At 59.1% G+C, this 24,537-nt stretch carries 26 protein-coding genes and 1 pseudogene; 21 read left to right on the top strand and 6 right to left on the bottom strand.

Going from position 1 to position 24,537, the window contains the following annotated elements; genetic code table 11:
• Positions 1-8: 8 nt before the first annotated feature.
• The 7 genes from HYP802_RS0106530 (at position 9) to HYP802_RS0106560 (ending at position 5,529) form a co-directional block, all read left to right on the top strand.
• Complete coding sequence (locus HYP802_RS0106530) at positions 9-1,232, top strand: bifunctional cobalt-precorrin-7 (C(5))-methyltransferase/cobalt-precorrin-6B (C(15))-methyltransferase (protein ID WP_029670834.1); 1,224 nt, start codon at positions 9-11, stop codon at positions 1,230-1,232.
• Entirely contained in the window at positions 1,229-1,615 is a 387-nt protein-coding gene (locus tag HYP802_RS0106535; RefSeq protein ID WP_013946338.1) for a cobalamin biosynthesis protein, read from the top strand. Before HYP802_RS0106530 ends, HYP802_RS0106535 begins: the two co-directional genes overlap by 4 nt.
• On the top strand, positions 1,612-2,373 hold the full coding sequence (gene cobM, locus HYP802_RS0106540; protein WP_013946339.1) for a precorrin-4 C(11)-methyltransferase: 762 nt from the start codon (positions 1,612-1,614) through the stop codon (positions 2,371-2,373). The genes HYP802_RS0106535 and cobM overlap by 4 nt, the downstream gene beginning before the upstream one ends.
• Positions 2,370-3,692, top strand: a complete 1,323-nt coding sequence (locus tag HYP802_RS0106545) for a cobyrinate a,c-diamide synthase (protein ID WP_013946340.1) — start codon at positions 2,370-2,372, stop codon at positions 3,690-3,692. Before cobM ends, HYP802_RS0106545 begins: the two co-directional genes overlap by 4 nt.
• A gap of 233 nt (positions 3,693-3,925) precedes the next feature.
• The gene (locus HYP802_RS0106550; RefSeq protein WP_244420968.1) at positions 3,926-4,084 is read left to right on the top strand and encodes a NepR family anti-sigma factor; all 159 of its coding nucleotides are present in this window, start codon (positions 3,926-3,928) and stop codon (positions 4,082-4,084) included.
• Positions 4,081-4,635: a sigma-70 family RNA polymerase sigma factor gene (locus HYP802_RS0106555; RefSeq protein WP_013946342.1), complete on the top strand. Its 555-nt coding sequence runs from the start codon at positions 4,081-4,083 to the stop codon at positions 4,633-4,635. Before HYP802_RS0106550 ends, HYP802_RS0106555 begins: the two co-directional genes overlap by 4 nt.
• A 90-nt stretch (positions 4,636-4,725) precedes the next feature.
• Positions 4,726-5,529 (top strand): response regulator, encoded by an 804-nt coding sequence (locus tag HYP802_RS0106560; protein ID WP_013946343.1) that lies wholly within the window; start codon positions 4,726-4,728, stop codon positions 5,527-5,529.
• Between the two features lie 91 nt (positions 5,530-5,620).
• On the opposite strand, the gene HYP802_RS22815 is transcribed toward HYP802_RS0106560, so the two are convergent.
• From HYP802_RS22815 to HYP802_RS23175, 3 genes and pseudogenes are all read right to left on the bottom strand, one after another.
• On the bottom strand, positions 5,621-6,079 hold the full coding sequence (locus HYP802_RS22815) for a PRC-barrel domain-containing protein (protein WP_013946344.1): 459 nt from the start codon (positions 6,077-6,079) through the stop codon (positions 5,621-5,623).
• Between the two features lie 146 nt (positions 6,080-6,225).
• A pseudogene (locus HYP802_RS22150) lies at positions 6,226-6,422 on the bottom strand (CsbD family protein).
• A 36-nt stretch (positions 6,423-6,458) separates the two neighbouring features.
• Positions 6,459-6,632: a DUF1328 domain-containing protein gene (locus tag HYP802_RS23175; RefSeq protein ID WP_013946346.1), complete on the bottom strand. Its 174-nt coding sequence runs from the start codon at positions 6,630-6,632 to the stop codon at positions 6,459-6,461.
• Between the two features lie 600 nt (positions 6,633-7,232).
• Between HYP802_RS23175 and HYP802_RS0106580 the strand changes: the two genes are divergently transcribed.
• Complete coding sequence (locus tag HYP802_RS0106580; RefSeq protein ID WP_244420969.1) at positions 7,233-8,612, top strand: CHASE3 domain-containing protein; 1,380 nt, start codon at positions 7,233-7,235, stop codon at positions 8,610-8,612.
• 45 nt (positions 8,613-8,657) lie between these two features.
• Here the strand turns inward: HYP802_RS0106580 and HYP802_RS0106585 are convergent, their stop codons facing one another.
• Entirely contained in the window at positions 8,658-9,092 is a 435-nt protein-coding gene (locus HYP802_RS0106585; protein ID WP_013946349.1) for a response regulator, read from the bottom strand.
• Between the two features lie 170 nt (positions 9,093-9,262).
• The gene (locus HYP802_RS0106590) at positions 9,263-11,242 is read right to left on the bottom strand and encodes a sensor histidine kinase (RefSeq protein ID WP_155831169.1); all 1,980 of its coding nucleotides are present in this window, start codon (positions 11,240-11,242) and stop codon (positions 9,263-9,265) included.
• Between the two features lie 209 nt (positions 11,243-11,451).
• On the opposite strand from HYP802_RS0106590, the gene HYP802_RS0106595 reads away from it, so the two are divergent.
• The 13 genes from HYP802_RS0106595 (at position 11,452) to HYP802_RS0106660 (ending at position 23,717) form a co-directional block, all read left to right on the top strand.
• Entirely contained in the window at positions 11,452-11,823 is a 372-nt protein-coding gene (locus tag HYP802_RS0106595) for a hypothetical protein (protein ID WP_013946352.1), read from the top strand.
• Between the two features lie 140 nt (positions 11,824-11,963).
• The gene (locus HYP802_RS0106600; RefSeq protein ID WP_013946353.1) at positions 11,964-12,545 is read left to right on the top strand and encodes a DUF2796 domain-containing protein; all 582 of its coding nucleotides are present in this window, start codon (positions 11,964-11,966) and stop codon (positions 12,543-12,545) included.
• Between the two features lie 3 nt (positions 12,546-12,548).
• Positions 12,549-13,307: an ATP-binding cassette domain-containing protein gene (locus tag HYP802_RS0106605; RefSeq protein ID WP_013946354.1), complete on the top strand. Its 759-nt coding sequence runs from the start codon at positions 12,549-12,551 to the stop codon at positions 13,305-13,307.
• Positions 13,304-14,563, top strand: coding sequence for an ABC transporter permease (locus HYP802_RS0106610; RefSeq protein WP_013946355.1), 1,260 nt, complete (start codon positions 13,304-13,306; stop codon positions 14,561-14,563). The genes HYP802_RS0106605 and HYP802_RS0106610 overlap by 4 nt, the downstream gene beginning before the upstream one ends.
• Positions 14,564-14,588: 25 nt before the next feature.
• Positions 14,589-15,164, top strand: coding sequence for a DUF3299 domain-containing protein (locus tag HYP802_RS0106615; protein ID WP_013946356.1), 576 nt, complete (start codon positions 14,589-14,591; stop codon positions 15,162-15,164).
• A gap of 201 nt (positions 15,165-15,365) precedes the next feature.
• Positions 15,366-16,400: a sulfate ABC transporter substrate-binding protein gene (locus HYP802_RS0106620; RefSeq protein ID WP_013946357.1), complete on the top strand. Its 1,035-nt coding sequence runs from the start codon at positions 15,366-15,368 to the stop codon at positions 16,398-16,400.
• 252 nt (positions 16,401-16,652) lie between these two features.
• Positions 16,653-17,393, top strand: coding sequence for an alpha/beta hydrolase (locus HYP802_RS22155; protein WP_013946358.1), 741 nt, complete (start codon positions 16,653-16,655; stop codon positions 17,391-17,393).
• A 118-nt stretch (positions 17,394-17,511) separates the two neighbouring features.
• Positions 17,512-18,855, top strand: coding sequence for a porin (locus HYP802_RS0106630; RefSeq protein WP_013946359.1), 1,344 nt, complete (start codon positions 17,512-17,514; stop codon positions 18,853-18,855).
• Positions 18,856-19,100: 245 nt separating this feature from the next.
• Positions 19,101-19,736: an XRE family transcriptional regulator gene (locus HYP802_RS0106635; RefSeq protein ID WP_024275392.1), complete on the top strand. Its 636-nt coding sequence runs from the start codon at positions 19,101-19,103 to the stop codon at positions 19,734-19,736.
• A 222-nt stretch (positions 19,737-19,958) separates the two neighbouring features.
• On the top strand, positions 19,959-20,795 hold the full coding sequence (gene cysT / locus HYP802_RS0106645) for a sulfate ABC transporter permease subunit CysT (protein WP_013946362.1): 837 nt from the start codon (positions 19,959-19,961) through the stop codon (positions 20,793-20,795).
• A complete protein-coding gene (cysW, locus tag HYP802_RS0106650; RefSeq protein ID WP_013946363.1) occupies positions 20,795-21,688 on the top strand; it encodes a sulfate ABC transporter permease subunit CysW in 894 nt (297 codons plus the stop codon). Before cysT ends, cysW begins: the two co-directional genes overlap by 1 nt.
• Positions 21,688-22,782 carry a sulfate ABC transporter ATP-binding protein gene (locus HYP802_RS0106655; protein ID WP_013946364.1) on the top strand — a complete coding sequence of 365 codons (1,095 nt, stop codon included), beginning with the start codon at positions 21,688-21,690 and terminating at the stop codon, positions 22,780-22,782. The genes cysW and HYP802_RS0106655 overlap by 1 nt, the downstream gene beginning before the upstream one ends.
• Positions 22,779-23,717: a CysB family HTH-type transcriptional regulator gene (locus HYP802_RS0106660; protein ID WP_013946365.1), complete on the top strand. Its 939-nt coding sequence runs from the start codon at positions 22,779-22,781 to the stop codon at positions 23,715-23,717. Before HYP802_RS0106655 ends, HYP802_RS0106660 begins: the two co-directional genes overlap by 4 nt.
• Positions 23,718-23,738: 21 nt before the next feature.
• Here HYP802_RS0106660 and otnI read toward each other — a convergent pair whose 3' ends face one another.
• Entirely contained in the window at positions 23,739-24,527 is a 789-nt protein-coding gene (gene otnI / locus HYP802_RS0106665; RefSeq protein WP_013946366.1) for a 2-oxo-tetronate isomerase, read from the bottom strand.
• Between the last annotated feature and the right edge of the window lie 10 nt (positions 24,528-24,537).

A 24,537-nucleotide genomic window follows, 5' to 3' on the forward strand; every position in this document is an offset into this window, starting at 1 on the left:
GCAATGCCATGAGCGGACGCTGGTTGTCCATCATCGGAATCGGCGAAGACGGGCGTGCGGGTTTGAGCGCGGCGGCGCTTCGCCTCGTCGATGGAGCTGATCTCATCATCGGCGGGCGTCGACATCTTGATTTGATTGGCGACACGCGCGGCGAAAAAGCGGAATGGGAAAAACCGCTCGAAGCTACTGCCACGATGATCCTGGCGCGGCGCGGTTCGCCGGTCGTGGTGCTCGTTTCCGGCGATCCGTTCTGGTTTGGTGCTGGCGCGACGCTCGCGCGGTCCATTCCGCTTGATGAGATGCTGGTGGTGCCGTCGCCGTCGAGCTTTTCAATTGCGGCAGCGCGGCTCGGCTGGCCGCTGCAAGAGGTGACAACGCTCGGTCTCAATATGCCTGGGTACACGCCTCTCGTCCGTCGCCATGTGCATCATGGGCGCCGAATTCTCGCGCTGGCGCTGAATGGCACTACAGCAGGCGAAGTCGCGGCATTGCTGACGACGGCTGGGTTTGGACACAGCGAGATGATCGTGATGGAGGCGCTTGGCGGCAGCCGCGAGCGCATCCGACGGACGACCGCCGATACTTTCGATTTCACGAGCGTCGATCCTTTGAACATCATCGGCATCAACGTGGTCGCGGGGCCGGATGCACGGGCGATCCCCTACGCGAGCGGGTTGCCTGACAGCTATTTCGAGAATGACGGGCAGTTGACGAAACGCGAAGTCCGCTCGGTTACGCTGTCGTCGCTCAGGCCCGGTGCGGGCGAATTGCTGTGGGACGTCGGCGCAGGAAGCGGCTCGATCGGAATCGAATGGATGCTCGCACATCCGTCGAACCGGACGATCGGCATCGAGCGTGATGAAGCGCGCGCGGCACGGGCAATGCGCAACGCGGTCGCGCTGGGCGTACCGCATCTTGAGATCGAGATCGGAGCAGCACCGGATGCGCTTCGAGAATTGGCGGCGCCGGATGCTGTTTTTATCGGCTGCGGGACGGCTGGAGGCGCGGTTATCGAAGCGTGCTGGGCGGCACTGAAGCCGGGCGGCCGGATCGTCGCAAATGCCGTCACGATTGAATCCGAGCTTGGCCTGCTCGCTGCATATCATGGCCATGGCGGAACGTTGACGCGCTTGAGCGTTGAACGCGCCGAGCCGGTCGGATCGCGCACGACGTGGCGTCCGGCATTGCCGATCATGCAGTGGGTAGCGCAGAAACCTGCAGGTGCCTCATGATCGCGATCGGCATCGGTGCCAACAGCCGTGCGGAGCAGCGAGACTTTGCAGCGGCTTTGAATGACGCGCGGCAGAGCGCGGGCGGCGCTGACGTAGTTGCAACGTCTGAGGGTGCGGCTTTTGCCTCTTATGTGCGGGAGGCGGCGCGACAGGCATCGCTTTCATATCATGCCATTACATTGGAGAGCATGCGCGCACGAAACGGGGACTGTCTGACGCGTTCCGAGCGATCGCTTTCGCTGTTCGGCGTTGCCTCGATTGCGGAAGCGGCGGCCCTCGCCGGTGCAGGGCCTGGGTCGCGGCTGATCGCGCCGCGGCGGACAGTCGGCAATGTCACGATTGCGGCGGCGCAATCGGCGGACGAACGGGAGCAGGGGACATGACCGTGCATTTCATCGGTGCGGGTCCGGGAGCTGCCGATCTCATCACCGTTCGCGGGCGCGATCTCATCGCAAAATGTCCTGTCTGCCTTTACGCCGGATCGCTTGTGCCACAAGCGCTGCTAACGCATTGCCCGGCCGGCGCCGAGATCGTGGATACGGCTCCGATGACGCTCGACGAAATCATGGCGCGTATCGAGTTGGCGACGCGCGAAGGCAAGGACGTCGCGCGACTGCATTCGGGCGACCTCTCGATCTGGAGCGCACTTGGCGAGCAGTTGCGGCGGCTCGACCAACTCGGGATCTCCTATACGATTACCCCCGGCGTGCCGTCGTTTGCGGCGGCTGCGTCGGTGCTTGGCCGGGAGCTGACGTTACCTGAAGTGGCGCAATCCGTTGTGCTGACGCGCACGTCGGGGCGGGCGTCGTCAATGCCGGAAACGGAGCAGCTCGAGGCTTTCGCGGCGACGCGTGCAACGCTTGCGGTGCATCTTTCGATACACGCGATTGCTGATGTCGTGCGCCGCCTATTGCCATTTTACGGGCCCGACTGTCCGGCGGCCGTCGTCTATCGCGCGACGTGGCCGGACGAGCAGGTTATTCGCGGTACGCTCGGAACCATCGCGGAGAAGACTGCGGAAGCAGGTCCGGAGCGCACGGCGTTGATCCTGGTCGGCGAGGCGTTGGGGCGGGACGATTTTCGCGAGAGCGCACTTTACAGCGTCGATTATCGGCGCCGGTTCCGGGGCGGGGTGTCATGAGCGAAACTCGGACGCTGCCGCCCGGCATTGTGATCGCGGCGTCGCGTTCGGGCTCCGGCAAGACGACGATGACGCTCGGCCTGCTGCGGGCTTTGCAGCGGCGCGGGCTGCAGGTGCAGCCGTTCAAGTGCGGGCCGGATTACATCGACCCGGCGTTTCATGCCGTCGCGGCGGGGCGGTCATCGTACAATGTCGATAGCTGGGCGATGCGGCCGGATCATGCCGCGTACATCCTATCGGATGCATCTCAAGGCGCTGATATCGTCGTTTGCGAGGCGTTGATGGGGCTGTTCGATGGGGTGTCGCGGCCGGGTCTTTGGGGCAACGGCGCCAGTGCCGATATCGCCGCCGCCACGGGATGGCCTGTCGTGCTCGTCCTCGATATCTCGGGCCAATCGCAAACTGCTGCTGCGGTGGCGCGAGGATTTCAGGGCTATCGCGACGGCGTAACAATCGCGGCAGTGATTTTGAATAGGGCAGGCAGTCCGCGCCACATTCGCTTTGCAACAGATGCGCTCGAACGCGTTGGATTGCCGGTCGCAGGTGCGCTGCCGCGTGATACTGGCGTGGTGCTGCCGGAGCGGCATCTGGGACTTGTCCAAGCCGAGGAAACGGCGGAACTGGACAGCCGCCTCGATGCGTTAGCGGATTTCATCGAAGCACATGTCGATCTCGATAAGATCATGGGCTGCGCGTTTCGCGGACGTATGGAAGCGGGTGAGCCAAGGCCGGTGCCGCCGCCTGGACAACGGATTGCACTCGCGCGCGATGCGGCCTTCTCATTTGTTTATCCGCACGTGCTGGCGGGCTGGCGGTCCGCAGGTGCCGAGATCCTGCCGTTTTCACCGCTCGCGGACGAAGCGCCCGACGCGAGTGCCGACGTGGTCTGGCTCCCCGGCGGGTATCCGGAGCTACACGCGGGGGCGATCGCGAGTGCCTGGCGGTTCAAGGCAGCGATTTTCGAATTTGCTCAGTCACGTCCCGTTCATGGAGAGTGTGGTGGGTACATGGTGCTCGGCGCGGGATTGATCGATGCTGACGGCGAGCGACATGAGATGCTTGGCCTTTTGGGGCTTGAGACATCTTTCGCAGTGCGAAAAATGAACCTCGGGTATCGGCGAGCCGAACTCGTCGCGCCGTGTCCTTTGGGGGCTCCGGGCGATATCTTGATGGGGCACGAGTTTCATTATTCGCGCGTTCTTGCGTCTCCGGATGCGCCGCTTTTCAAACTGGAGAATTCCGACGGAGAAGCGCTGCAAAATGGGGGGAGCCGCCGCGGCTTTGCAACGGGATCCTTTTTTCACTTTATCGATAGATAGGCTACCGTTTCCCGGTCGTGTCGGGCTATATTTTCCGGTGAAGCTGCGCACCTTGGAATTCGCGCAATTCAATAGGTTACCGCCGGGCCGGAACTTTTCGGATCGTCATGCATTTAGGTCTGGAAGGTTCGTCGGGAACCCGGAGTACGAGCGAAAGTTACCACGGAATCCGTCAATAAGGTCTTTGTACGATGGGCACTGGCAGTGACCCCAAGCGGGGGGATTCAGTCACAATGCAAGCACCCTTACCGGTAGAGCTGCAGGGCCAGATTGGCCAGCGGTTGCGGGAGGCTTATATCGAACTCATCAATGAGCCGGTTCCTGATCGGTTTGTCGCGCTGTTGCAGAAATTGAAGCAGCGGGAGGATCAAGGGCAAGGAGGCCAGTCGTGACCAAGACCGACGACGACCTGCAGGCTCTGTTGATCAGTGCAGTGCCGAATCTTCGCGCGTTCGCGAATTCCCTGTGCGGGGATCCGACGCGCGCGGATGATCTCGTGCAGGACACGCTCGTTAAAGCATGGTCGAATTTGGAAGGTTTCGAGCGCGGATCGAACCTCAAAGCCTGGCTTTTCACCATTCTGCGCAATACCTACTTCTCGGAGCTTCGCAAGCGCCGCCGTGAGGTGGAGGATGCCGATGGGGCGCTGGCGGAACGTATGTCGGTGATGCCGGAGCAGCAGGTCCATATGGACCTCGTCGATTTCAAGAAGGCTTTCGGCAGCTTGAGCGATGATCAGAAGGAAGTGCTGCTGCTGGTCGGAGCCGAGGGCTTTTCGTATGAGGAAGCCGCAGAGATCACCAATGCGGCGGTCGGAACGGTCAAGAGCCGGGTCAATCGCGCCCGTGTCGCGCTGAACAAGGCTCTTGGTTTCGAAGATGGTGAGAATTTCAATCCGAATGGAGAATTCGTCGGCATCACTCGGGCTGTCAGTCGAGGGTGAGTGGGACGGACGAAACGATCGAATGAAGATGATCGCGTGCGGCACCGCACCGGTTGTCGTCTTGTCAATTACGAGCTTACGAGGTGAACAATGTCGATTGCCGAATCTATTGCTCCCCACCTTCCCTATCTCCGCCGATATGCCCGTTCGCTGACCGGCAGTCAGGCTTCAGGCGATAACTATGTCGCGGCCGTTCTCGAAGCACTGATTGCCGATTCCGACGCATTCGATAAGTCGATTGCACCGCGTGTGGCACTCTATCGGGCTTTCACGAAGGTCTGGAATTCTCTCGCCGTCAATCAAACGGCGGAAGAAGTCTCGCACGACAAGCCGCTGCCGGAGCGCCGCCTTGAGTCGATCACGCCGCTGCCGCGGCAGGCATTCCTGCTGGTCTCGGTCGAAGGCTTTTCAACCGCCGAAGCTGCGCAGGTTCTCGACGTCACGCCTGCGCATGTGACGGAGCTGCTGCAAATGGCCGGCGCCGAAATTGCAGAGCAGCTTTCGGCCGACGTTCTCATCATCGAGGACGAGCCGCTGATTGCCATGGATCTCGAAGCGCTGGTGGTCGATATTGGCCATCGCGTTCAGGGTGTCGCCCGTACGCATCAGGAGGCGGTCGAGGAGGTTGCGAGGAAAGCGCCCTCGCTCGTGCTCGCTGATATCCACCTTGCCGATGGCAGCTCAGGCCTCGAAGCGGTCAACGAAATTCTCGAGACCATCAGCGTGCCGGTGATCTTCATCACGGCGTTCCCGGAACGCCTGCTGACCGGCACTAAGCCTGAGCCCGTGTTCCTGATTACGAAGCCGTTCGAGCCTGCCGTCGTCAAGGCGATGATCAGCCAGTCGCTGTTCTTCGGCTTGAAATCGAAAAAGGCCGGACAGCGCGCGGCCTGATATCGGGACTTCAGCTTTAGATCTTTCGGGCGCGGACAAAGAATTGTTCTGCGCTCGATTTTGTGTTCGCGCCTGCGAAGCGAGGCTTGGATTACTTCGACGAGTTGTTCGTCTCCGAGCCCGAAACGGAATTTTGGTCGCGATCTTCAATTTTTTCCATCGCCGACTTTTCAGTCCACGTATAGCTCGGGGCATTCGTCAGCGTTTCCTTGGTCGCGTCGACAGTGGCGATGCGGCGGCCGTTCTTCTCGGTGAATGACAGCTCGTTGTAAGGAATGCCGACGTTCTTTTCGCCGACACCGAGGAAGCCGCCGACGCCGATAACGGCCGTGCTGATCTTTCCGGTATTGTCGAGCACGAGATAGTTGATGTCGCCAAGCTTGTCGCCTGCATTATTCTCTACCGGAAGTCCAATGACGCTCGCGGTGCTTTGTTCGCCTCCGCCTTGCGTCGCCACGAATGACAGAGCCGATGCCGATGTCGTCGCCGCAACCGGAGCGATTGCCAGTCCAGCGACGAGCATGGTGCGATAGATATTTGTTTTTTTCATTTCGCTCTCCCTGAGGTTCCTATCTGGTCAATCTTTCGCTCGTCGTTTTTGTTCCGATTTTCGCGGGCAACTGGCCTTTCTACGGGAGAACAAAAAAAGCGGCCGAAGACGCTCGGCCGCAGAAAATCAGCGCAGAGATATTATTGCTAGACAATCGACAGCCAGTCGTCGACTTCCTTGCGGATCTGAGCTTTGTCGTAGCCGTAACGCTCCTGCAGTTTGCCTTCGAGCTTCTCATGCCGACCGGCGACGATTTGAAGATCGTCATCTGTCAGCTTGCCCATTGCTCCTTGGCTTTGCCGGTGAACTGTTTCCAACTTTCTTGGATGCAGTTCCAGTCCATGGGCGAATCCTTTCAATCGGCCGGACGGCTTTTTGATCAAACCCGGCGGACGAAGTTTGCAATGAGCGACACGACAAACAGAACGATCGCCACCCAGAAGATCATGCGTGCGCCTTCCATTGCCGTACCGGCCACGCCGCCGAATCCGAAAGCGGCCGCGACAAGCGCGACGATCAGGAATACGATCGCGTAGTGCAGAAGATTTCCCATCCAGATCTCGGATCGGTTTAATCTGATATCCCGAATGGCGATCTAACGTGCATGCCAAGCTCGCAGTTCCGCTGACTTTGCGGGCAGTCCACGGTACGATGGTCGTAAATGTAGGGTTCGCGATGGGTTGGAATGATCCAAAGATGTAGAGTTCGCGCCGCTCGGGGGAAAGCGGTCGCGAACTCTCATCGGACGCGCCGCGCCCCTGGGCCACGGGGGGAGTGGGAGGGAGTGTGGGACGCGGTCACATGGAGCAAACGCGCCGTCCTGCAGGCAGTTCCCCAAAAAGCCACCGACACGGATTACAAGTCTGAGAGGTCTGCTATGGCGCGGAATTGGTGTAGCATGTGCGAAGCCGATTCAGCCGCGTTTACCGAAGCTGTAGTGTGCCGGTGGGCGGGCGCGCGCAAATCATGATAACGTAAAAAGATTAGATCTCGCGGGGGAAAGGTATGGATGTCGTAGCATTCCAGGAGAAGTCCTGGATATGCTGCACTCGTTATGGTTGGTTTCAACATATTTCGGAACGTCTCGTTGTTTCCTACGTGGAACGCGACTCGAACGCTGCTCATTTGGATAGTGATTGCCGTGTTGTCAGGGATGACGGCGATCGTCGCATGGCAGTGGATGGTCAAGTCCGCCGATGAGGTTACACATACGCAGCTCGTCCAGCAGGAACTGACCAAGTGGCTCAGCGCTACGCAGGATCTCGAAAACGGGCAGCTTGGCTATCTGCTGACGAAGGACGAAAGTTATCTGAAGCCCTATCAATCGGCGAAGGGCGCCGTCTCGCTCATCCATAATAACCTCGTCCGTCTGGTCGCCGGTAACGTTGGGCAGATCGCGGTGATTGAATCGATACACCAGACGATCAAAGAGCGGCTTGAGGTTCTCGACAAGAACATGGTCGCCACGGGTAAGGGCGATGATGTGTCGCCTCGTCCGTTTGGCGCCGATGAGTTCGGCGGCAAAATCATGGAGCGGTTGCGAAGCCAGATCGCAGCCGCAAAGCAGCAAGAGCAGATGCTCTATCGCAGGGAACTCAAACAATTTCGTCGACAAAGTTCATGGCTTCTCGGCGCGATGCTGGCCACGCTTCTGGCATGCGCGGCGCTGGCTCTTGTCGCTATGATTCGCGAGCGTCAGCGGGTGGCCGCTCTTGAGCTTACTGCGCTGACCTTGACGTCGGCGAACAGGTCTCTCGAACAGCGCGTAAGGTCGCGTACGGAAGAACTAGCCATCGAGCGCGACCGGGCAGAAGCGGAGCGGGAGCGTGCTGAAGCACTGCTGCGTGACGTTACGCATAGGATCGGCAACACGCTGGCGCTGGTCGTCGGCTTCATCAATTTGCATATTCGGCATACGACGGACCCGAAATCCCTGAAGACGCTGATGGGGGCGCGCGACCGCATCCATGCTATCGCCAGCGCGCAGCGGCGTATCAACGTCGTCAACGATCTGGAACTTGTGCGGATCGATACGCTGATCCAGGCCGTACTCGATGACGTTGTTGAAGCTGCGGGAGAGGACCGTATTGTTCTGATGGTCGACGTGCCGCCGTTGCTTGCGTCGGCGCAGGTTGCGACGTCGCTGTGCGTGCTGACGCAGGAGTTCGTGGTGAATTCCTTCAAGCATGCTTTCGGTGAGAGCGGGTCCGGGTGCGTCAACGTTCTCTTGAAACGGAAGGGCGAGAGCGGCGCTGAACTCGTCGTTGAGGATGATGGCATTGGTCTCGGCGGCGGCGCCGAAGTCTCATCTACCACAGATCATGACGGAGCGGTGCAACACTCCGAGGGGCTCGGAACCAAAATCGCTGCGTTGCTGACGCGACAGTTTTCCGGAACGATTTCTTACGAAACCATGTGCCCTGGAACGGATAAGCCCGGGACGCGTGTGATCGTTACCCTGACGGATCTTATTCTGTCTGACCCTGAGCAGCTGACATCGCCGCGGCACGAAGACCGTTCGCCGTCGGCTTAAGCGGCGGCGTCGTCAAGGCAAGCGCAAGCGCAAGCGTCCTGCAAGTCAGCAGGCAACTTTCCAGCGGGCGGCATAGGCGGGGGACAGGTGCAGAGAACGGGGCTTCGGGCGCGCTGATTGGCCGGTCTTGATGCAATCCGCCACAAATGAAATTGCCAATTTCACGGCCTGCTCGGAGAGCGGCTTCACGAGAACGCCACAAGCCGCAGAGAAGTCTTCCGGAACGCGGCCGGGATTGGACGTCGTGAAGATGACTGTCGTGTGCCGTCCTTCGCTTAGGTGACGTGCCACCGTCGTCCCGGTAGCTCCGTCGCTGAGATGCAGATCGACGAGCGCGAGATCGCACAACGTCGTTTCAGCAAGCTTCAGCGCGCCGCGCGACGATCCCGCGACGCCAACGACCGCATGGCCGAGATTCTTGACAATGGTTTCGAGTTCATCGGCCAGTATCGGTTCATCTTCGGTGATCAGTACGTTCATCGTTTTCCCCGCAGTACAGACGATGCCGGACTACGATTCCACCGAAATGGGGCGGGGCAGCGTCTGTGACTCCGGAAACGTGGCGAACCGAAGAAGGTTCCACATGTGTGACGCGCGCAACGTACGACTGTGTCTTTTTGCTTAACTTCGGTCCGTGGCCGACGCCGTTTTCAGACGGAGGGTTCAGCTTCGCGACCGCCGCGCACTCCTACGTTTGCCAGCGGGCCTGTCAGAGTCCACTTGAAGCCGTCGATGCCGGAGGCGGCATGGACCGACAGTTTTAGACCTTGGGTCGAGAATCTTTCCACGACGGATCGGCCGTAACCTCTTGGTCCGTCTATGAGAAATGGCGGACCTCCGGTCTCGTGCCAGATGATCTCGATGGTTTCGGCGTCAGAAAAGGTCCATGACAGTCGGACTTCCCCCTTTGCTGATGAAAGCGCGCCATGCTCGACCGCGTTGAGTGCAAGTTCTGTCAGGACCATGCCAAATGACTGTGCAGCTTCCGGAGTCAATGACACCGGGGGCCCGGAGACACTGATGCGATCCGCGTCGGTTCGTGCGACCGCGCCGATTTCGGCTGAAGCCAGAGTTGCGAGATCGACACATTGCCAGTCGGAGGCGACAATCAGATCTTGCGATGCAGCAAGACCGGCGACCCGCAATGTGAAATCTTTCAAATGCGATTTAACATCGACGGCATCGCGCGCCGTCAGACGGGCCATGGCCAGGATCAGCGCCAGAAGGTTTTTCGAGCGGTGGGAAACTTCGCGAAGCAGCGCGTCTGTGCGCGTCAGGCTGACCTTCAGGTCCGTAACGTCGTATGCAACTCCGGACAGCACAGAGATCTTTTCGCGGGCAATTTTCGTTGCGGCGCCGCGGACGGCGATCCAGCGGCCTTCACCGTCCGGACGTCGTACGCGGACTTCGACGGCGAGCGGCGTCATGTTCGCAAGAGCGGCCGAGATTGCGCTGAGCAGGGGGCGGCGGTCACTCGGTTCGACAAGTCGCAGCAGGCGATGGGCGAGCTGATCGCCATTTACCGCGTGGCCGAATATCCGGGCGATTTCGGCGTCCCAATGGATCGCGCCTGACCGGAGGTCCCATTCCCAAACGCCGACGTTGCCGGCTTTCAGTGCCGCGCGCATGCGATCATCGGCCGGTGGGATGGACATCAGGCCAGATCTCGTTTTTGACGGGCGATCAATTGACGATGACATGCGGGGAGCTTGGGCCAAATCCGAGTTCGATTCTTCTATTACGCTCCGTGTTAACAGTGTCGCTCCGGTAAACGAAGCAATGGCGAGCAATGAAGAAATCGCCACGAAGGTCATCCAGTTGCGCCGGGTGTGAAGTTCTATGGATCGGGATGGAACGCCGGCCGCAATTTTCCAGCCGAATTGCGACGTATCGGCGAACGCTTCGACGAGGGAGGGGTTGTCTGCCGCCCCGGAATAGGACGCCTTGAGAGGCTTGCCATTGGCCTCGGCGTAAACTTGGCCATCGCCGCCCACGATAGAAATCGACCACGGACCGTCCGAAACGAAATTCTTCAATGTTGCGGCGAGATAGGCCGACGGAATGCGCGCTTGGAGCAGGACAGGAGGTGCGGCCTTATCGGTCGATGCGATCCAGATGTTCACTCCGCCTTTCGCTGCGATGCCGTAGGGTGTGATCTGGGGCGCAAGGGTCGCTAGGGCAGCAGCAGCTGCGCTGCGCGCGGGCGCGTCGAGCGCGGCGATGGCGGCATCGGCGCCGCTGGTTGGAGACAGCAGATCGAGGTTGGCCGCGCGATTGAAGACGAGAATGCCGTTACGGCCAAGTTCCGATTTCAGATGGTCATAAACGCTTTCCGAAGCTTCTGCCGGAGGGCTGGCGAGTTCCTTAAGGTTGGAAACGAGGCTTGCCATGCGTTCATCGAAATAGGACGCCGCCAGCAACGCCCGGCTTTGAGCGGACTGATGCAGAATGCTCAATTCGCGTGCATGTAGCTGGGTCAGCAGGTAGGCGGCGAACGTCAGCGACGGCAGGAGGATACCGAGGCAAAGCGCGTAAGCGAGCAGGCGGGACGGCTCTCTTGGAAAGAGGAAGTGCGGCAGCATTCGAGCGAGATGAGGTTTGAAGAACCTCTGCAATAGATTATTGTTCACAATCCGCTTCTTATCGTCGTCATGGTTCGCCAGACCCTGCCGTCAAATGAAAATGCCCAATTGTCTCAATGGTTCCCTCTTGCGCTTTGGACTTATTCTGAGCGTTATCCATCTTGGCACGGGGTTGCCGGGATGTCGCCGTCTGCGAACGCCACGATTGTGACACAAGATCGGTCGAACTCTGCGCCGGGCAAGATGTTTGGGGATCGATGATCAGCGCGCGACTCCGCCTGAGACTGCTTTGGCTGACGCTTTTCGCGTTCGGCGTGCAGATGGCTGTTGCCGACTTTCATCATCACATTTCGCGCGGCACGGGCATTGAATCCCGAGCGATGACGGCGGGCATGTGCCGTCCGTCAAATGACCGCCCTTGCGCGCCTCGCCAGAATGATCACGACGGTTGCATTCTGTGTTGGGCGACGGCAATAGCGGCGACGTCGCTCACGCCGGTTTCATTCGACATGCCGCTGCCGGCCGTCGCGCATGGTGTTCGGCTCCAAGCCGACGAACCGCAGACGGTCAGCCTCGCACGGCTAACGGAAGTGCGGGCGCGGGGCCCGCCGCCCATCGCACGCGGCTGATAGCCGACACTGCGCGGCGAACTGCTTTCCTTTTTTGATTCAATGCCGGTCAGGGCGCGAGGGCACCACAGCCTCGGTTCATGCCGGCTAGCGCGGCGCATGCGTGGCATGCCGCAACGTATCACCCGTTGGAGATTTTCATGATGACCGCTTCGACAGCCAGATCGACAATCGCGTCCTTGGCCATTCTCGTGTCGCTGCCCGTTCTCGCGGACCAGGCCGAGCATCGCCAACTCGGACCGCATGTGCACGGTCAGGGTACGCTCGATATCGCCATCGAAGGCAACAAGATCGAGATGGAGCTTGTTGCCCCCGGCATGGACATTGTCGGGTTCGAGCACGTCGCAACGACGGATGAGCAGAAGGCGAAGGTCGAGAAAGCCAAGGCGCAGCTCGCAGATGTACTGAATGTCTTCAAGCTGCCGTCCGCTGCAAAGTGCAAGACCGACACGGCGAATGTCGAAAGCCGCAAGGAAACACATCATCCGGGCGAAAAGGATGATGACGACGACAAGCCGGGCGAGCCGCAGCATTCAGAGTTTCACGCGACTTACACCATCACGTGCGAGGCGCCGGAAAGAGTCACGGGCTTGGAAACAGCATACTTCACCGACTTTGCAGGTGGTCAGCTGCTGAATGTCAACGTCACGACGCCGAAAGGGCAGACGCAGGCGCAGATGACGCGCGAAAAGCCGACGCTCGATCTCACGGGCGTGATGTAAGCGATGAACGAGCTGATGGTGGCTTCACCGGCGGCCGCGAGAGAGGGCAAGAGCCCTCTCGATGCGGTTTCATTCGCTGATGTCAGGTATTCGTGGCCGGGACCGTCTCCGTTCACGCTGACAATCAATCGCTTCAAACTTCGCCGCGGCGAGAAGCTTTTGCTGCTCGGGCCGTCGGGCAGCGGGAAGAGCACGTTTCTCAGTCTGCTTGCCGGCATCGTCGTACCGGATAGTGGCAGGATCGAAGTGAGCGGCGAGGACATGGCGGCACTCGGCGGCGCCGCGCGCGACCGGTTTCGCGTCGACCACTTCGGAATCATTTTTCAGATGTTCAATCTGCTTCCTTATGGATCGCTGATCGACAACGTGCTTTTGCCGCTCCGCTTTTCGAAGTTGCGCCGTGAGAATGCGTTGCGTGAGGGGCCTTTGGAAGATGTCGCGAAACGCCTTTTGCTGGCGCTGGGCCTCGATGAAACCGTGATCGCGACGAGCAAGGCCGCTAGCTTGAGCGTCGGTCAGCAGCAGCGTGTGGCCGCGGCACGCGCATTGATCGGCGCACCGCAAATCATCGTGGCCGACGAGCCGACGTCGGCGCTCGACCGAAACACGGAAGGCGCATTTCTGAAACTACTCTTTGCGCAAAGCAGGGAGGTGGATGCCAGCGTAATCATGGTCAGCCACGATGAAGGACTATCTGCGCATTTCGACCGGGTCGTCCCCCTGCAGGATATCGCTCAATCGCAGCGCGGTGGCCGGTCATGATGATTGCGCGACTTGCCTTTCAATCGCTGCTCAATCGCTGGGTGACGGCGCTGTTGACGGTCCTCGCCATCGCGATGAGCGTCATGCTTCTGCTCGGTGTCGAGAAGGTACGGACGGGTGCGCGCGAGAGCTTCGCCGATACCATTTCCGGCACGGATCTCATCGTCGGCGCGCGAAGCGGCAGCTTGAACCTGCTGCTTTACTCGGTATTTCGCATCGGCAACGCCACCAACAACGTGACGTGGAAGAGCTATCAGGATATCGCCAAGATGCCTGAGGTCTCCTGGATCGTGCCGCTGTCGCTGGGGGACAGCCATCATGGCTTCCGCGTGCTCGGTACCAATCAGGATTATTTCACACATTACAAATTCCGCCACGGGCAGACGATGCAGTTTGCGGCAGGAGGGCCGTTCAAGGATTTGTTCGATGCCGTGATTGGTTCGGATGTGGCTGGGCAACTCGGTTACAAGGTCGGTGACAAGATCATCGTGGCGCACGGTGTCGGCTCGATCTCGTTCATCGAGCACGAGGACAAGCCGTTTCGCGTCTCGGGCATTCTGGCGAAGACCGGAACGCCGATTGATCGCACGGTGCATGTCAGCCTCGAAGCGATCGAGGCTATTCACATCGACTGGCAGAACGGTGCGCCGGTGCCGGGGCAGAGCATATCGGCGGATCAAGTGCGCAAGATGGATTTGACGCCGCGGGCCATTACGGCGGCGCTGGTGGGTCTGAAATCCAAGCTCGCGACATTCAAAGTGCAACGGCGGATCAACAATTATGAGGAAGAGCCGTTGTCCGCGATCATGCCAGGCGTTGCCCTGCAAGAGCTTTGGGGACTGATCGGAACGGCGGAGACGGCACTGTCCGTGGTCTCGGCGATGGTGGTCGCAACGGCACTACTCGGTATGGTGACGATGATCTTGACGACGCTCAACGAGCGACGACGCGAAATGGCTATTTTGCGATCTGTCGGTGCGACGCCGGCGACGGTGCTCGGGCTCCTCGCGGTCGAAGGAGGGCTGCTGACACTTGCCGGCGTGGCCATTGGCACGGTGGGACTCTATGTCGGGCTTTATGTGGCGCAGCCTTACATCGATCACACGTATGGTCTGAGCCTTCCTATTGATCCCCCACGCCCTGACGAGTGGTTGAAGCTCGGCGCGATCGTCGTGGCCGGTTTCCTGGCCGGACTGCTACCCGCGTTGCGTGCCTACAGGCTGTCGCTCGCCGACGGCATGATGGTTAGAATTTGAGATGAAGCCTCGATTGGAGGAGAACATGACGTCGGTATTCGTGTCGGTGTCGAGGGCGTTTCTGCCGCTCGCGCTTCTCGCTGGAATGGCGTCGGGTGCAGCGGCCGAATCTCCGCGGCAACTGAAATGGGCGGATCTCATTCCGAAGACCATGCCAGCCGCCAATACGGTGATGAAGTCCAAGACGTTCTTCGGCGGTTCGGTGCCATTGTCGGATGCCGGTCCGCCTCCACCGCCGTTGCCCGAGGGGCGCTTCATGTCGGTGAAGCGGCATCAACCGGGCGACGACCGGCCTCCGGCTATTGTCCAAGCGCTTAACGGTCAGACCGTTTCGATCGGAGGGTATGTCGTGCCGCTCGACTTCGATGCGACGACGGTGAAGGAGTTTCTGTTGGTGCCGTTTGTCGGCGCGTGCATTCACGTGCCGCCGCCGCCGGCGAACCAGATCATCTACGTGAAAGCCGACAAGGGATTCGAAGTCGGCGGGCAATTCGATCCGGTGACCGTGACCGGGAAAATCAGCACGAGTCTTGCTTCGACGGGGCTGGCGGATGCCGGCTATACGATGGACGCGAACAGTGTGGAGCCACGAAAGCAATAGAGCGATGCGAGGCTACCCGGAGGATGAAAATCTTCGCGGGTGGCCTTAACTAGACGACTATTTTACGCTGTGGCCAATTCGAGGTGTGGGTGTTCTACGACACCCCGTCTCTCATAAGCTCAGCAGTTCTTCTTCGTTCGCGGAGGGCATATCGCCCAATAGGTTCGCTTTCAAGTTAACGCACACTTGAGAGGTTCCCTTATGTCATTCCATACTTTGACCCGCCGAACCGCCATCGGCGCGGCGCTCGGCCTGGGCCTCGCCGGATTTTCCGGCCTCGCTGTCGCCAAAGACATCACGCTGCTCAACGTCTCATACGATCCGACGCGCGAGCTTTATCAGGCCTACAACAAGGAATTCGCATCGTGGTGGAAAGCCAAGACCGGCGACACAGTCACGATCAAGCAATCGCATGGCGGCTCCGGGAAGCAGGCGCGGGCGGTCATTGATGGTCTTGATGCCGACGTTGTAACGCTGGCTCTGGCCGCAGACATCGACGCCCTGCATAAGAACGGCGATCTGGTCAAAGCCGACTGGATCAAGCAATTCCCGAACAATTCGGCGCCTTACACGTCAACAATCGTGTTCCTTGTCCGTAAGGGCAATCCGAAGGGCATCAAGGACTGGCCGGATCTTGCCAAGGACGGCGTCGAGGTCGTTACACCGAACCCGAAGACGTCGGGCGGCGCGCGCTGGAATTATCTCGCGGCGTGGGGCTATGCGCTAAAGCAGCCGGGGGGCAATGAGCAGACGGCGAAGGATTTCGTTGGCAAAATCTACAAGAACACCAAGGTTCTCGATTCCGGTGCACGCGGATCGACGACGACATTCGTCGAGCGCGGCATCGGCGATGTGCTGATTGCTTGGGAAAACGAAGCGTATCTTTCGCTCAAAGAACTTGGTCCAGACAAGTTCGAAATTGTGACGCCTTCGGTGTCCATCCTCGCTGAGCCGAATGTCGCGGTTGTCGATAAGGTCGTCGACAAGCACGGTACGCGAGAGGTCGCGCACGCCTATCTCGAGCATCTCTACAGCGAACCGGCGCAGGAGATCGCAGCGAAGAGCTTCTATCGTCCCCGTGACGAGAAAGTCGCCGCTAAATACGCAAGCCAGTTCGCACCTGTGAAGACTTTCACCGTCGACGATGTTTTCGGCGGTTGGGCGAAGGCGCAGGCCAAGCACTTTGCTGACGGCGGCATCTTCGATCAGATCTATACGCCCGGAAATAAAAGCTGAAGCCTTCAATTTAAAGCCGTGCGCCGCGCCAATTCTGATGTTCTCATTGCAACTTTTGCCAATGGGCGTGGGATTGGGCGGCGCGCGAAGGATCATCAGAAGAGAGAACCGAACCGATGCGAATGCATAAGCGCGAGAGTTGTTGCCTGGGGGGCTTCCAGAAATGTCGAATGTCTTCGGCGCCAGCCTTCCCGACGAACGAACCCATAAACTCAAGAGCCGCTTACGGCTCTGCATTCGAGGATGACTTTCATGTCCACGACCCTCATCGTGCCTAGCCTCCATTCTAGCGGTCCGACGCATTGGCAGACTTGGCTTCAGCATCGCGTCGCTGGCAGCGTCCGCATCACGCAACGCAATTGGAACGATCCGCATCTGCCGGAATGGTCGGCTCGGATCAGACGTGAGATCGTCCGGGCTCAGGGATCGATCTTCATCGCTGCCCACTCGTTCGGCGTCCTTGCCGCTGTACAAGCTGCCAGCGATCACGCGGAACGAATCAGCGGTGTGCTGCTCGTTGCACCGGCCGACCCCGAACACTTTGGCGTCGCCGATTTTCTTCCGGCGAAACGGCTGGCCTTTCCAACGATCGTCGTTGCGAGCAGCAACGATCCGTGGATGTCGGCAGAGGCGGCTGAGCGTTGGTCGCGTTTTTGGGGAGCCGATTACCTCAATCTCGGTGCCGCGGGCCATATCAATGCTGAAGCCGGGTTCGGCCCATGGCCAGAGGCTTTGACACTGCTCGAACGGTTGCGAAAGGCAGCGGAATTTCGTCAGTCTTCGGAGCGGCTTGCGGCTCTCAGCCTGCTGCAGTCGCGCTTCCAGACAAAGCATTTGCTAGCGAGACGGCCTTACGGATTTCGGAGGCGCGAAGGGAGTTCGGCCGATGTTCGGGACCTCGGCGGAGCTGCTGCCGTGCTGCGCGCGGCGGGGTGGGCCGTGCATGGCCCCGACTCTGATATCATAGGTGGCAAGATAGCCACTCCGCTATGACAGAAAAGTGTAATGGACGCGTTGAGCAATTGACACGGCCCGGCGTTCACAAAGAAAGTTATTGAAAACAAAGCGGTAGGCAGAGGCAAATTCTGCCAATCTTATGGGGTCTGACGGCATGAAGCGAGTGTGGGGAAAAAGGCGGGCGTGGCAATATGGGGCTGCCGTTCTTTTGATTGGCGGCTGGGCGATGCCCGCCGCTGCTGCAGATCTCGGGGGAGATTGCTGCGCGGATCTTGAAGAGCGTGTTGCCGAGCTGGAGGCTACGACGGCACGTAAAGGCAATCGCAAAGTCAGCCTGACGGTTTCCGGCTGGGTCAACGAGAATGTCATCTGGTGGGACGACGGCCACGAAAGCAACGCCTACGTCGGAACCAACCCGGTTGAGCAGTCGCGCTTCAGATTCGTCGGCGAAGCGCGGGTCACTCCGGATCTTTCGGCCGGCTATTTGCTCGAGATCGGCGTTTGGGGTGGCAATAGCTCGAGGTTCGATCAAAACAGTCCGGACGGTTCGACAGGTTCCAACAGTCTTCTTGTTCGCAAAAGCAGCTGGTACCTGAAGAGCAAAACCTTCGGCAAAGTGTCCGTCGGACAGGAAAGTACGGCGACCTACCACTTGCTCGACGATGCCGACACGACGATGACGCGAAACTTCTACGATGCGGAAGGTGCGCCGGATTACATGCAGAACTTCTTCCTGCGTGACCGCGCGGGCAATAAAGTCGGTCCCGGCGCGGGCTTGCGATGGAGCGATGCGCTGCGCGGGTTCAACAACTCGACGCCCGGTGACAGCGGTCGCCGCAACGTCGTGCGCTATGAAACGCCGACGTTTGGAGGCTTCACCTTTGCAACCTCGTGGGGCGAGGACGATGTCTGGGACATGCTTGTCTCTTATGTCGGGCAAGCGGGCGACTTTAGATATACAGCCCGCGCCGGTTACGGAAACTCGACTGACGGTGCTTCGACGCCGTGCCAAGGATCGGCCACCGCTCCTTATAACGGCATGAATTGCGAGTGGTGGGGCGTTGCGGGTCTTATTCAGCACGTGCCGACAGGACTGTATGTTTACAGCGGGTACGGCGACCAAAATAATGATACCCGCGCCGATCTCGTTGCTCCGGGCATCAAGAACCTCGTAGATGACAACGATCTCACCTGGTTCGTACAGGGCGGCATCGAGAATAAATGGAATTCGTTCGGCAAGACGAACTTCTTCGGCGAATATCGGCGTGATGAAGCTGGTTCGAATGTAACGGCCACGGGCACAGTTCAGACGCAGAATGCCAACATCAACTTCTGGGCGCTTGGTGCTGCGCAAAACTTCGAAGCGGCCGAGATGACGATGTATCTCGTCTACCAGCATGTTGATGGCGACGTCACCGTTGGGAATGTCGCAAATACGGCACCGACCGACCTGTCGGCCATCCAGCAGGTCATCGCCGGCGCTAAGATCAACTTCTGATTTCGGGCGTATGCCCGAGGTCAACGTACAAAAATCTGACCCTCCCGTCAGAGTCTCGCGAGAAGGAGGACTATTGCATGTCCTCCTTCTCGCAATTTTATAAGAAGCACTGTCATTTTCCGGGCGGCCGTTATTGAAGGCGCCGCATAAGCTCAGCAATTCTTCTTCGTTCTGACGGTATCGTAGCTCGGCTATCTGTATTCGCAGAGGATCACTCAACTGCGAGTAGGCCGATGGCGATTGCGATGGCAAGAAAAGAAGACAGTCCGCAGCTTCACTCGATCGCGGGTGCATCGACTAAGCTGTCGATGATCGTCGGCGAAAATCTCCGTCATCTTCGCCGCCGGCAAGGGTTGTCTCTGGAGCAGCTTGCCTCCGTTTCTGGCGTCAGCCGGGCGATGCTCGGGCAGATTGAGACAGGCAAAAGCGCGCCGACCATCAACCTATTGGGCCGCATTGCTGAAGCTTTGAACGTCTCGGTTTCCGGGCTGATTTCGAGCCCTGGCGTCAAAGGCACAATCGTCATTCCGCATGATCGCGCAACCATTGTGGCGTCGAGCGAAGGCGGATTTATCCGCCGCGCGCTTTTTCCATGGGGCGAACCGCAGAGCGTGGAGATCTATGAGGTGACGATCGCACCGCATTTCATCGAGACGTTCCGGACGTCGCCGGCGGGCAGCAAAAAAACACTGGTGATGATCGCCGGTCATTTGGAAATTACGGTCGGCGAAGAGACGCCAATGCGTCTTTCGAGCGGTGATGCCGCCCTTTTCAACGGCGATGCTGCGCATACCTTTTTCAATCCCGGCGAAAAAGACGCAAAGGCATTGCTTGTCTCGAGCTCGTTTGAAGCAACGAGTTCTCGTAAACGCCAAGTCTGACGTCATCTCTCCCATTCATTCGGCAATCGAAAATGCTTAGCAACTCTTCTTCGTTAGAGGGGCGCGGCCTCTCACATAGTGTGCACTCTGTTCGCATTAGCAGAGGCGCGGAAATGATCCTCAATACGCAGATCTTGGGCACCGTGGTTGCCTGGGCGACGGTTCTGGCCGTCTCCGGCTTCATCGTTGCCGTCGCGCTTCTGGCCTAGGATTTAGCGGGTCATGGCAAGCGCTTCACGCAAACGCGTTCTTCCGGGATTCGGATTGTCGCTCGGGTTTACGCTCGCGTACCTGTCGCTGATCGTCCTTATTCCGCTGTCGGCCGTTTTCTTCAAAACCGCGACGATGTCGTGGGGTGAGTTCTGGTCAGCGGTCGCTGCACCGCGAGTTGTCGCGTCTTACAAATTGACGTTCGGCGCGTCGCTTCTTGCGGCTCTCATCAACGCGGTGTTCGGTTTGCTGCTGGCGTGGGGATTGACGCGCTACACATTTCCCGGTCGCAAGATCGTCGACGCGCTGATCGACCTGCCGTTCGCTTTGCCGACGGCGGTCGCAGGCATCGCGCTGACCGCCATTTATGCGAAGAACGGCTGGATTGGTAGTCTCTTGGAGCCGCTTGGCATCAAGGTCGCGTTCACGCCGCTTGGTGTGCTTGTTGCCCTGACGTTCATCGGCCTGCCGTTCGTCGTCAGAACGGTGCAGCCAGTCCTCGAAGACCTTGAGACGGAATTCGAAGAGGCTGCGGCAAGCCTTGGTGCTAACCGCTGGCAGGCATTCCAACGCGTGGTTTTTCCGGCGTTGTTGCCTGCACTTCTGACGGGCTTCGCGCTGGCATTTGCGCGGGCCGTTGGAGAGTACGGCTCGGTGATTTTCATCGCCGGCAATATCCCGATGGTTTCGGAAATCACACCGCTGATCATCATCACGAAGCTTGAGCAGTTCGATTATCGCGGCGCTACGGCCGTTGCATCGGTGATGCTCGTCTTCTCGTTCATTCTGCTGTTGATCGTGAACGGCTTGCAGGCGTGGACGTCGCGCCGAACTGGGAGGGCGATCTGATGGCCGGTCTTGCTGGTACGTTCGATGCGCGTCTCGACGGGGCGCGAAAGTTCGAAGCCAATCCCGCGACGCGCGATGCTTTTTGGGTGAAAGCCGTCGTGCTCGGACTTGGCCTGACGTTCTTTGCAGTGTTCCTGCTATTGCCATTGATTGCCGTGTTCGCCGAAGCCTTCCGCAAAGGCGTGGACACGTATTTTGCGTCTCTCGTCGAGCCTGACGCGCTGGCATCTATCAGATTGACGCTGTTGGCTGCTGCGATATCGGTGCCGTTAAATCTCGTCTTCGGCGTGGCGGCGGCATGGGCGATCGCGAAATTTCAGTTTCGCGGAAAAAATCTGCTCGTCACCCTGATCGATTTGCCATTTTCGGTATCGCCGGTCATCGCAGGCTTGATTTACGTGCTGATCTTCGGGCTGCAGGGCTGGTTCGGGCCTTGGCTCCGGGATCATGATATCAAGATCATATTCGCGGTGCCGGGCATCGTTCTGGCTACGATCTTCGTGACGTTTCCATTCATTGCGCGCGAGCTTATTCCGTTGATGCAGGCGCAGGGGCGGGACGAAGAGGAAGCAGCGGTTTCGCTTGGCGCCTCAGGTTTTCAGACGTTCCGGCGTGTCACGCTGCCGAACATCAAGTGGGCGCTGATCTATGGCGTGATCCTTTGCAATGCGCGCGCCATGGGTGAGTTCGGCGCCGTGTCGGTCGTGTCCGGGCATATTCGCGGCGAGACCAACACGATGCCGCTGCATGTGGAAATTCTCTACAACGAATATCAATTCGCGGCCGCGTTCGCGGTGGCGTCGCTGCTCGCTCTGTTGGCACTCGTGACGCTGGTGTTGAAGACTTACGTCGAATGGCGTGCAGGCCAGTCGGCTACCGAGGAGCATGGCTGATGAGCATCGAAGTTTTAGCCGTCAACAAGACGTTTGGTACGTTCAAGGCGCTTGACGACATTTCGCTGAAATTCCCGGACGGCGAACTCGTCGCCTTGCTTGGCCCGTCGGGATGCGGAAAGACGACACTTCTGCGCGTGATTGCCGGGCTTGAACACGCCGACAGCGGACGAATATTGCTCGACGGTGTCGACGCGACGGACAAGGACGTGCGGCAGCGGCGCGTCGGGTTCGTGTTTCAGCACTACGCACTGTTCCGGCACATGACTGTGTTCGAGAATATCGCGTTCGGGCTGCGGGTTCGGCCGCGTCGCGAACGGCCGAGTGAGAAAGAGATACGCGCGAAAGTTACGCGTCTACTCGAGCTTGTACAACTTGGTTGGGTTGCAAACCGCTTTCCGTCGCAGCTTTCGGGCGGCCAGCGCCAGCGTATCGCCCTAGCGCGTGCGCTCGCGGTCGAACCGCGCGTTCTTCTTCTCGACGAACCGTTCGGCGCGCTCGATGCAAAAGTACGCAAAGAGCTTCGTCGCTGGCTTCGCACGCTTCACGATGAGCTGCATATCTCGTCGATCTTCGTGACGCACGATCAAGACGAAGCGCTCGAAGTGTCGGACCGCATCGTGCTGATCAACAAGGGGCGAGTCGAGCAGATTGGTGCACCGGGCGAAATCTATCAGTATCCAGAGACGGCGTTCGCCTATGGCTTCATCGGATCCGTCAACGAATTTCGAGGGCGTGTCGAACAAGGCTACGTGCGCATCGGTGACGAGAGGCTTCGCATCGAAGACAAGCATTTCTCCGACGGCCAGCAGGTCGTTGCGTTCAGCCGGCCGCAGGACACTGAGATTGTTTCTTATGACCAGTCTGAGGACGGCGTATCGGCACGCATTAACCGAATTCTGGGCAATGGTGCGCTTGCGCGTGTGGAACTTATTGCTAACGGCGAGGCGCGACAGGGCCGGAAGGAATTCTTTGAAGTGGAAATTCCGGGCCTCGAATTGCAATCACTCGGCCTTTCGGCCGGGCAACGTGTTAAGCTCAAGGCACGCAAATTGAGTGTCTTCTCAGATCAGAACGGTAGCAACGCGTCGTGAATTTCCAGCAACTCCGCATTATTCGAGAAACGCTGCGGCGTAATTTCAATCTGACAGAAGTTGCGAATGCGCTCTACACGTCGCAGTCCGGCGTCTCGAAGCACATCAAGGATCTCGAGGATGAGCTCGGCGTTGAGCTGTTCGTGCGCCGTGGCAAGCGGCTTCTGGGATTGACGGAACCGGGCAAGGAGCTGGCGCAGATCGTCGATCGCATATTGCTCGATACGGCAAACATCAAGCGGCTGGCGGATCAATTCGCAAAGTCGGATCGGGGTGAGATCACCATTGCGACGACACACACGCAGGCGCGGTATGCGTTGCCGGGCCCGATTGCAGCATTCCGAAAGGAGTTTCCCAACGTCCATATGATACTACAGCAAGGCACGCCGAAGGAAATCGCGGCTATGCTGAGCGATGGCACCGCGGACATCGGAATCGCAACCGAGGCGCTGGAAGACACGCCCGAGCATGTGTCGTTTCCATTCTATTCGTGGCACCATGCTGTGATTGTTCCAAAGGGGCATCCGCTCGCCGACGGCGCTCCGTTGACGCTCGATAAGATCGCCGATTGGCCGATCATCACGTATCATGAGGGTTTTACGGGACGTCCGGCAATTGATGCGGCGTTTGCGTCAGCCAATCTTGCTCCTGATATCGTCATGGCCGCGCTCGATGCGGACGTGATCAAGACTTATGTCGAGGTCGGGCTCGGCATCGGCATTGTCGCCTCAATGGCTTACGATGAACAACGAGACACAGGTCTGACTCTGCTCGACACAACGCATCTCTTTCCGCAGTCAACGTCTCGGATTGCGCTACGGCGCGGACGTTTTTTGCGGGGATTCGCCTATCGCTTCATCGAGCTTTGCGCGCCGGCGCTGACCGAGAAGATCGTCAAGGCAGGGACGGCGGCGCCGACTGATGCGTCGGCATAAGAACGCTGATCTCGGTCCTGCTTAGCCGACGTGCGGTTTCAACGCGCGAAGCCACGCCAAGCTCTCGAAGGTCGTCGTGCGGGGGCGGTATTCGCAGCCAATCCAGCCGGTATAGCCGACGCTGTCGAGATGCTTGAAGATGAACGGATAGTTGATCTCGCCGGTGCCGGGTTCATGGCGGCCTGGCGTATCGGCGATCTGCACGTGGGCAATCATCTTCAGGTATTTGTCGATGGTCGGGGTAAGATCGCCTTCCATGATCTGCATGTGGTAGACGTCGTACTGCAGGCGGAGGTTTTCTGCTTCCACGCTTTCGACGATGTCGGCGGCCTTCGCCGTGGTGTCAAGAAAGTAGCCCGGAACGTCGCGGGTGTTGATGGCTTCGATCAGGAGCGTGATGCCGTTGTCGGCCAACACATGCGCGGCATGGCGCAGGTTCTCGACATAGGTCTTACGCATGGCGCGTATTTCGCCGCCGACGGGGACGACCCCCGCGAGGCAATGAAGCTGTTTGCAGCCGAGGGTCGTCGCGTATTTCGCCGCGCGGGCAACGCTGTCGTGGAATTCGCCGACAAGGTTCGGATAGATCGCGAGGCCGCGTTCTCCGGCTGACCAGTTGCCGGCGGGAAGATTGAAAAGGGCGAGTTGCAACCCGTTGGCTTTGAGGCGGGCGCGGATATCCTCGGCTTCGAAGTCATAGGGAAACATGAATTCCACGGCATCGAAACCCGCTGCTGCGGCGGCCTCGAAGCGATCGAGAAACGGCAGCTCGTTGAACAGCAGCGACAGGTTGGCCGCAAACTTCGGCATTGGTTTCTCT

Origin of the sequence: Hyphomicrobium sp. 802 (assembly GCF_000526135.1) — a bacterium.
Taxonomy (GTDB): Bacteria; Pseudomonadota; Alphaproteobacteria; order Rhizobiales; family Hyphomicrobiaceae; genus Hyphomicrobium_B.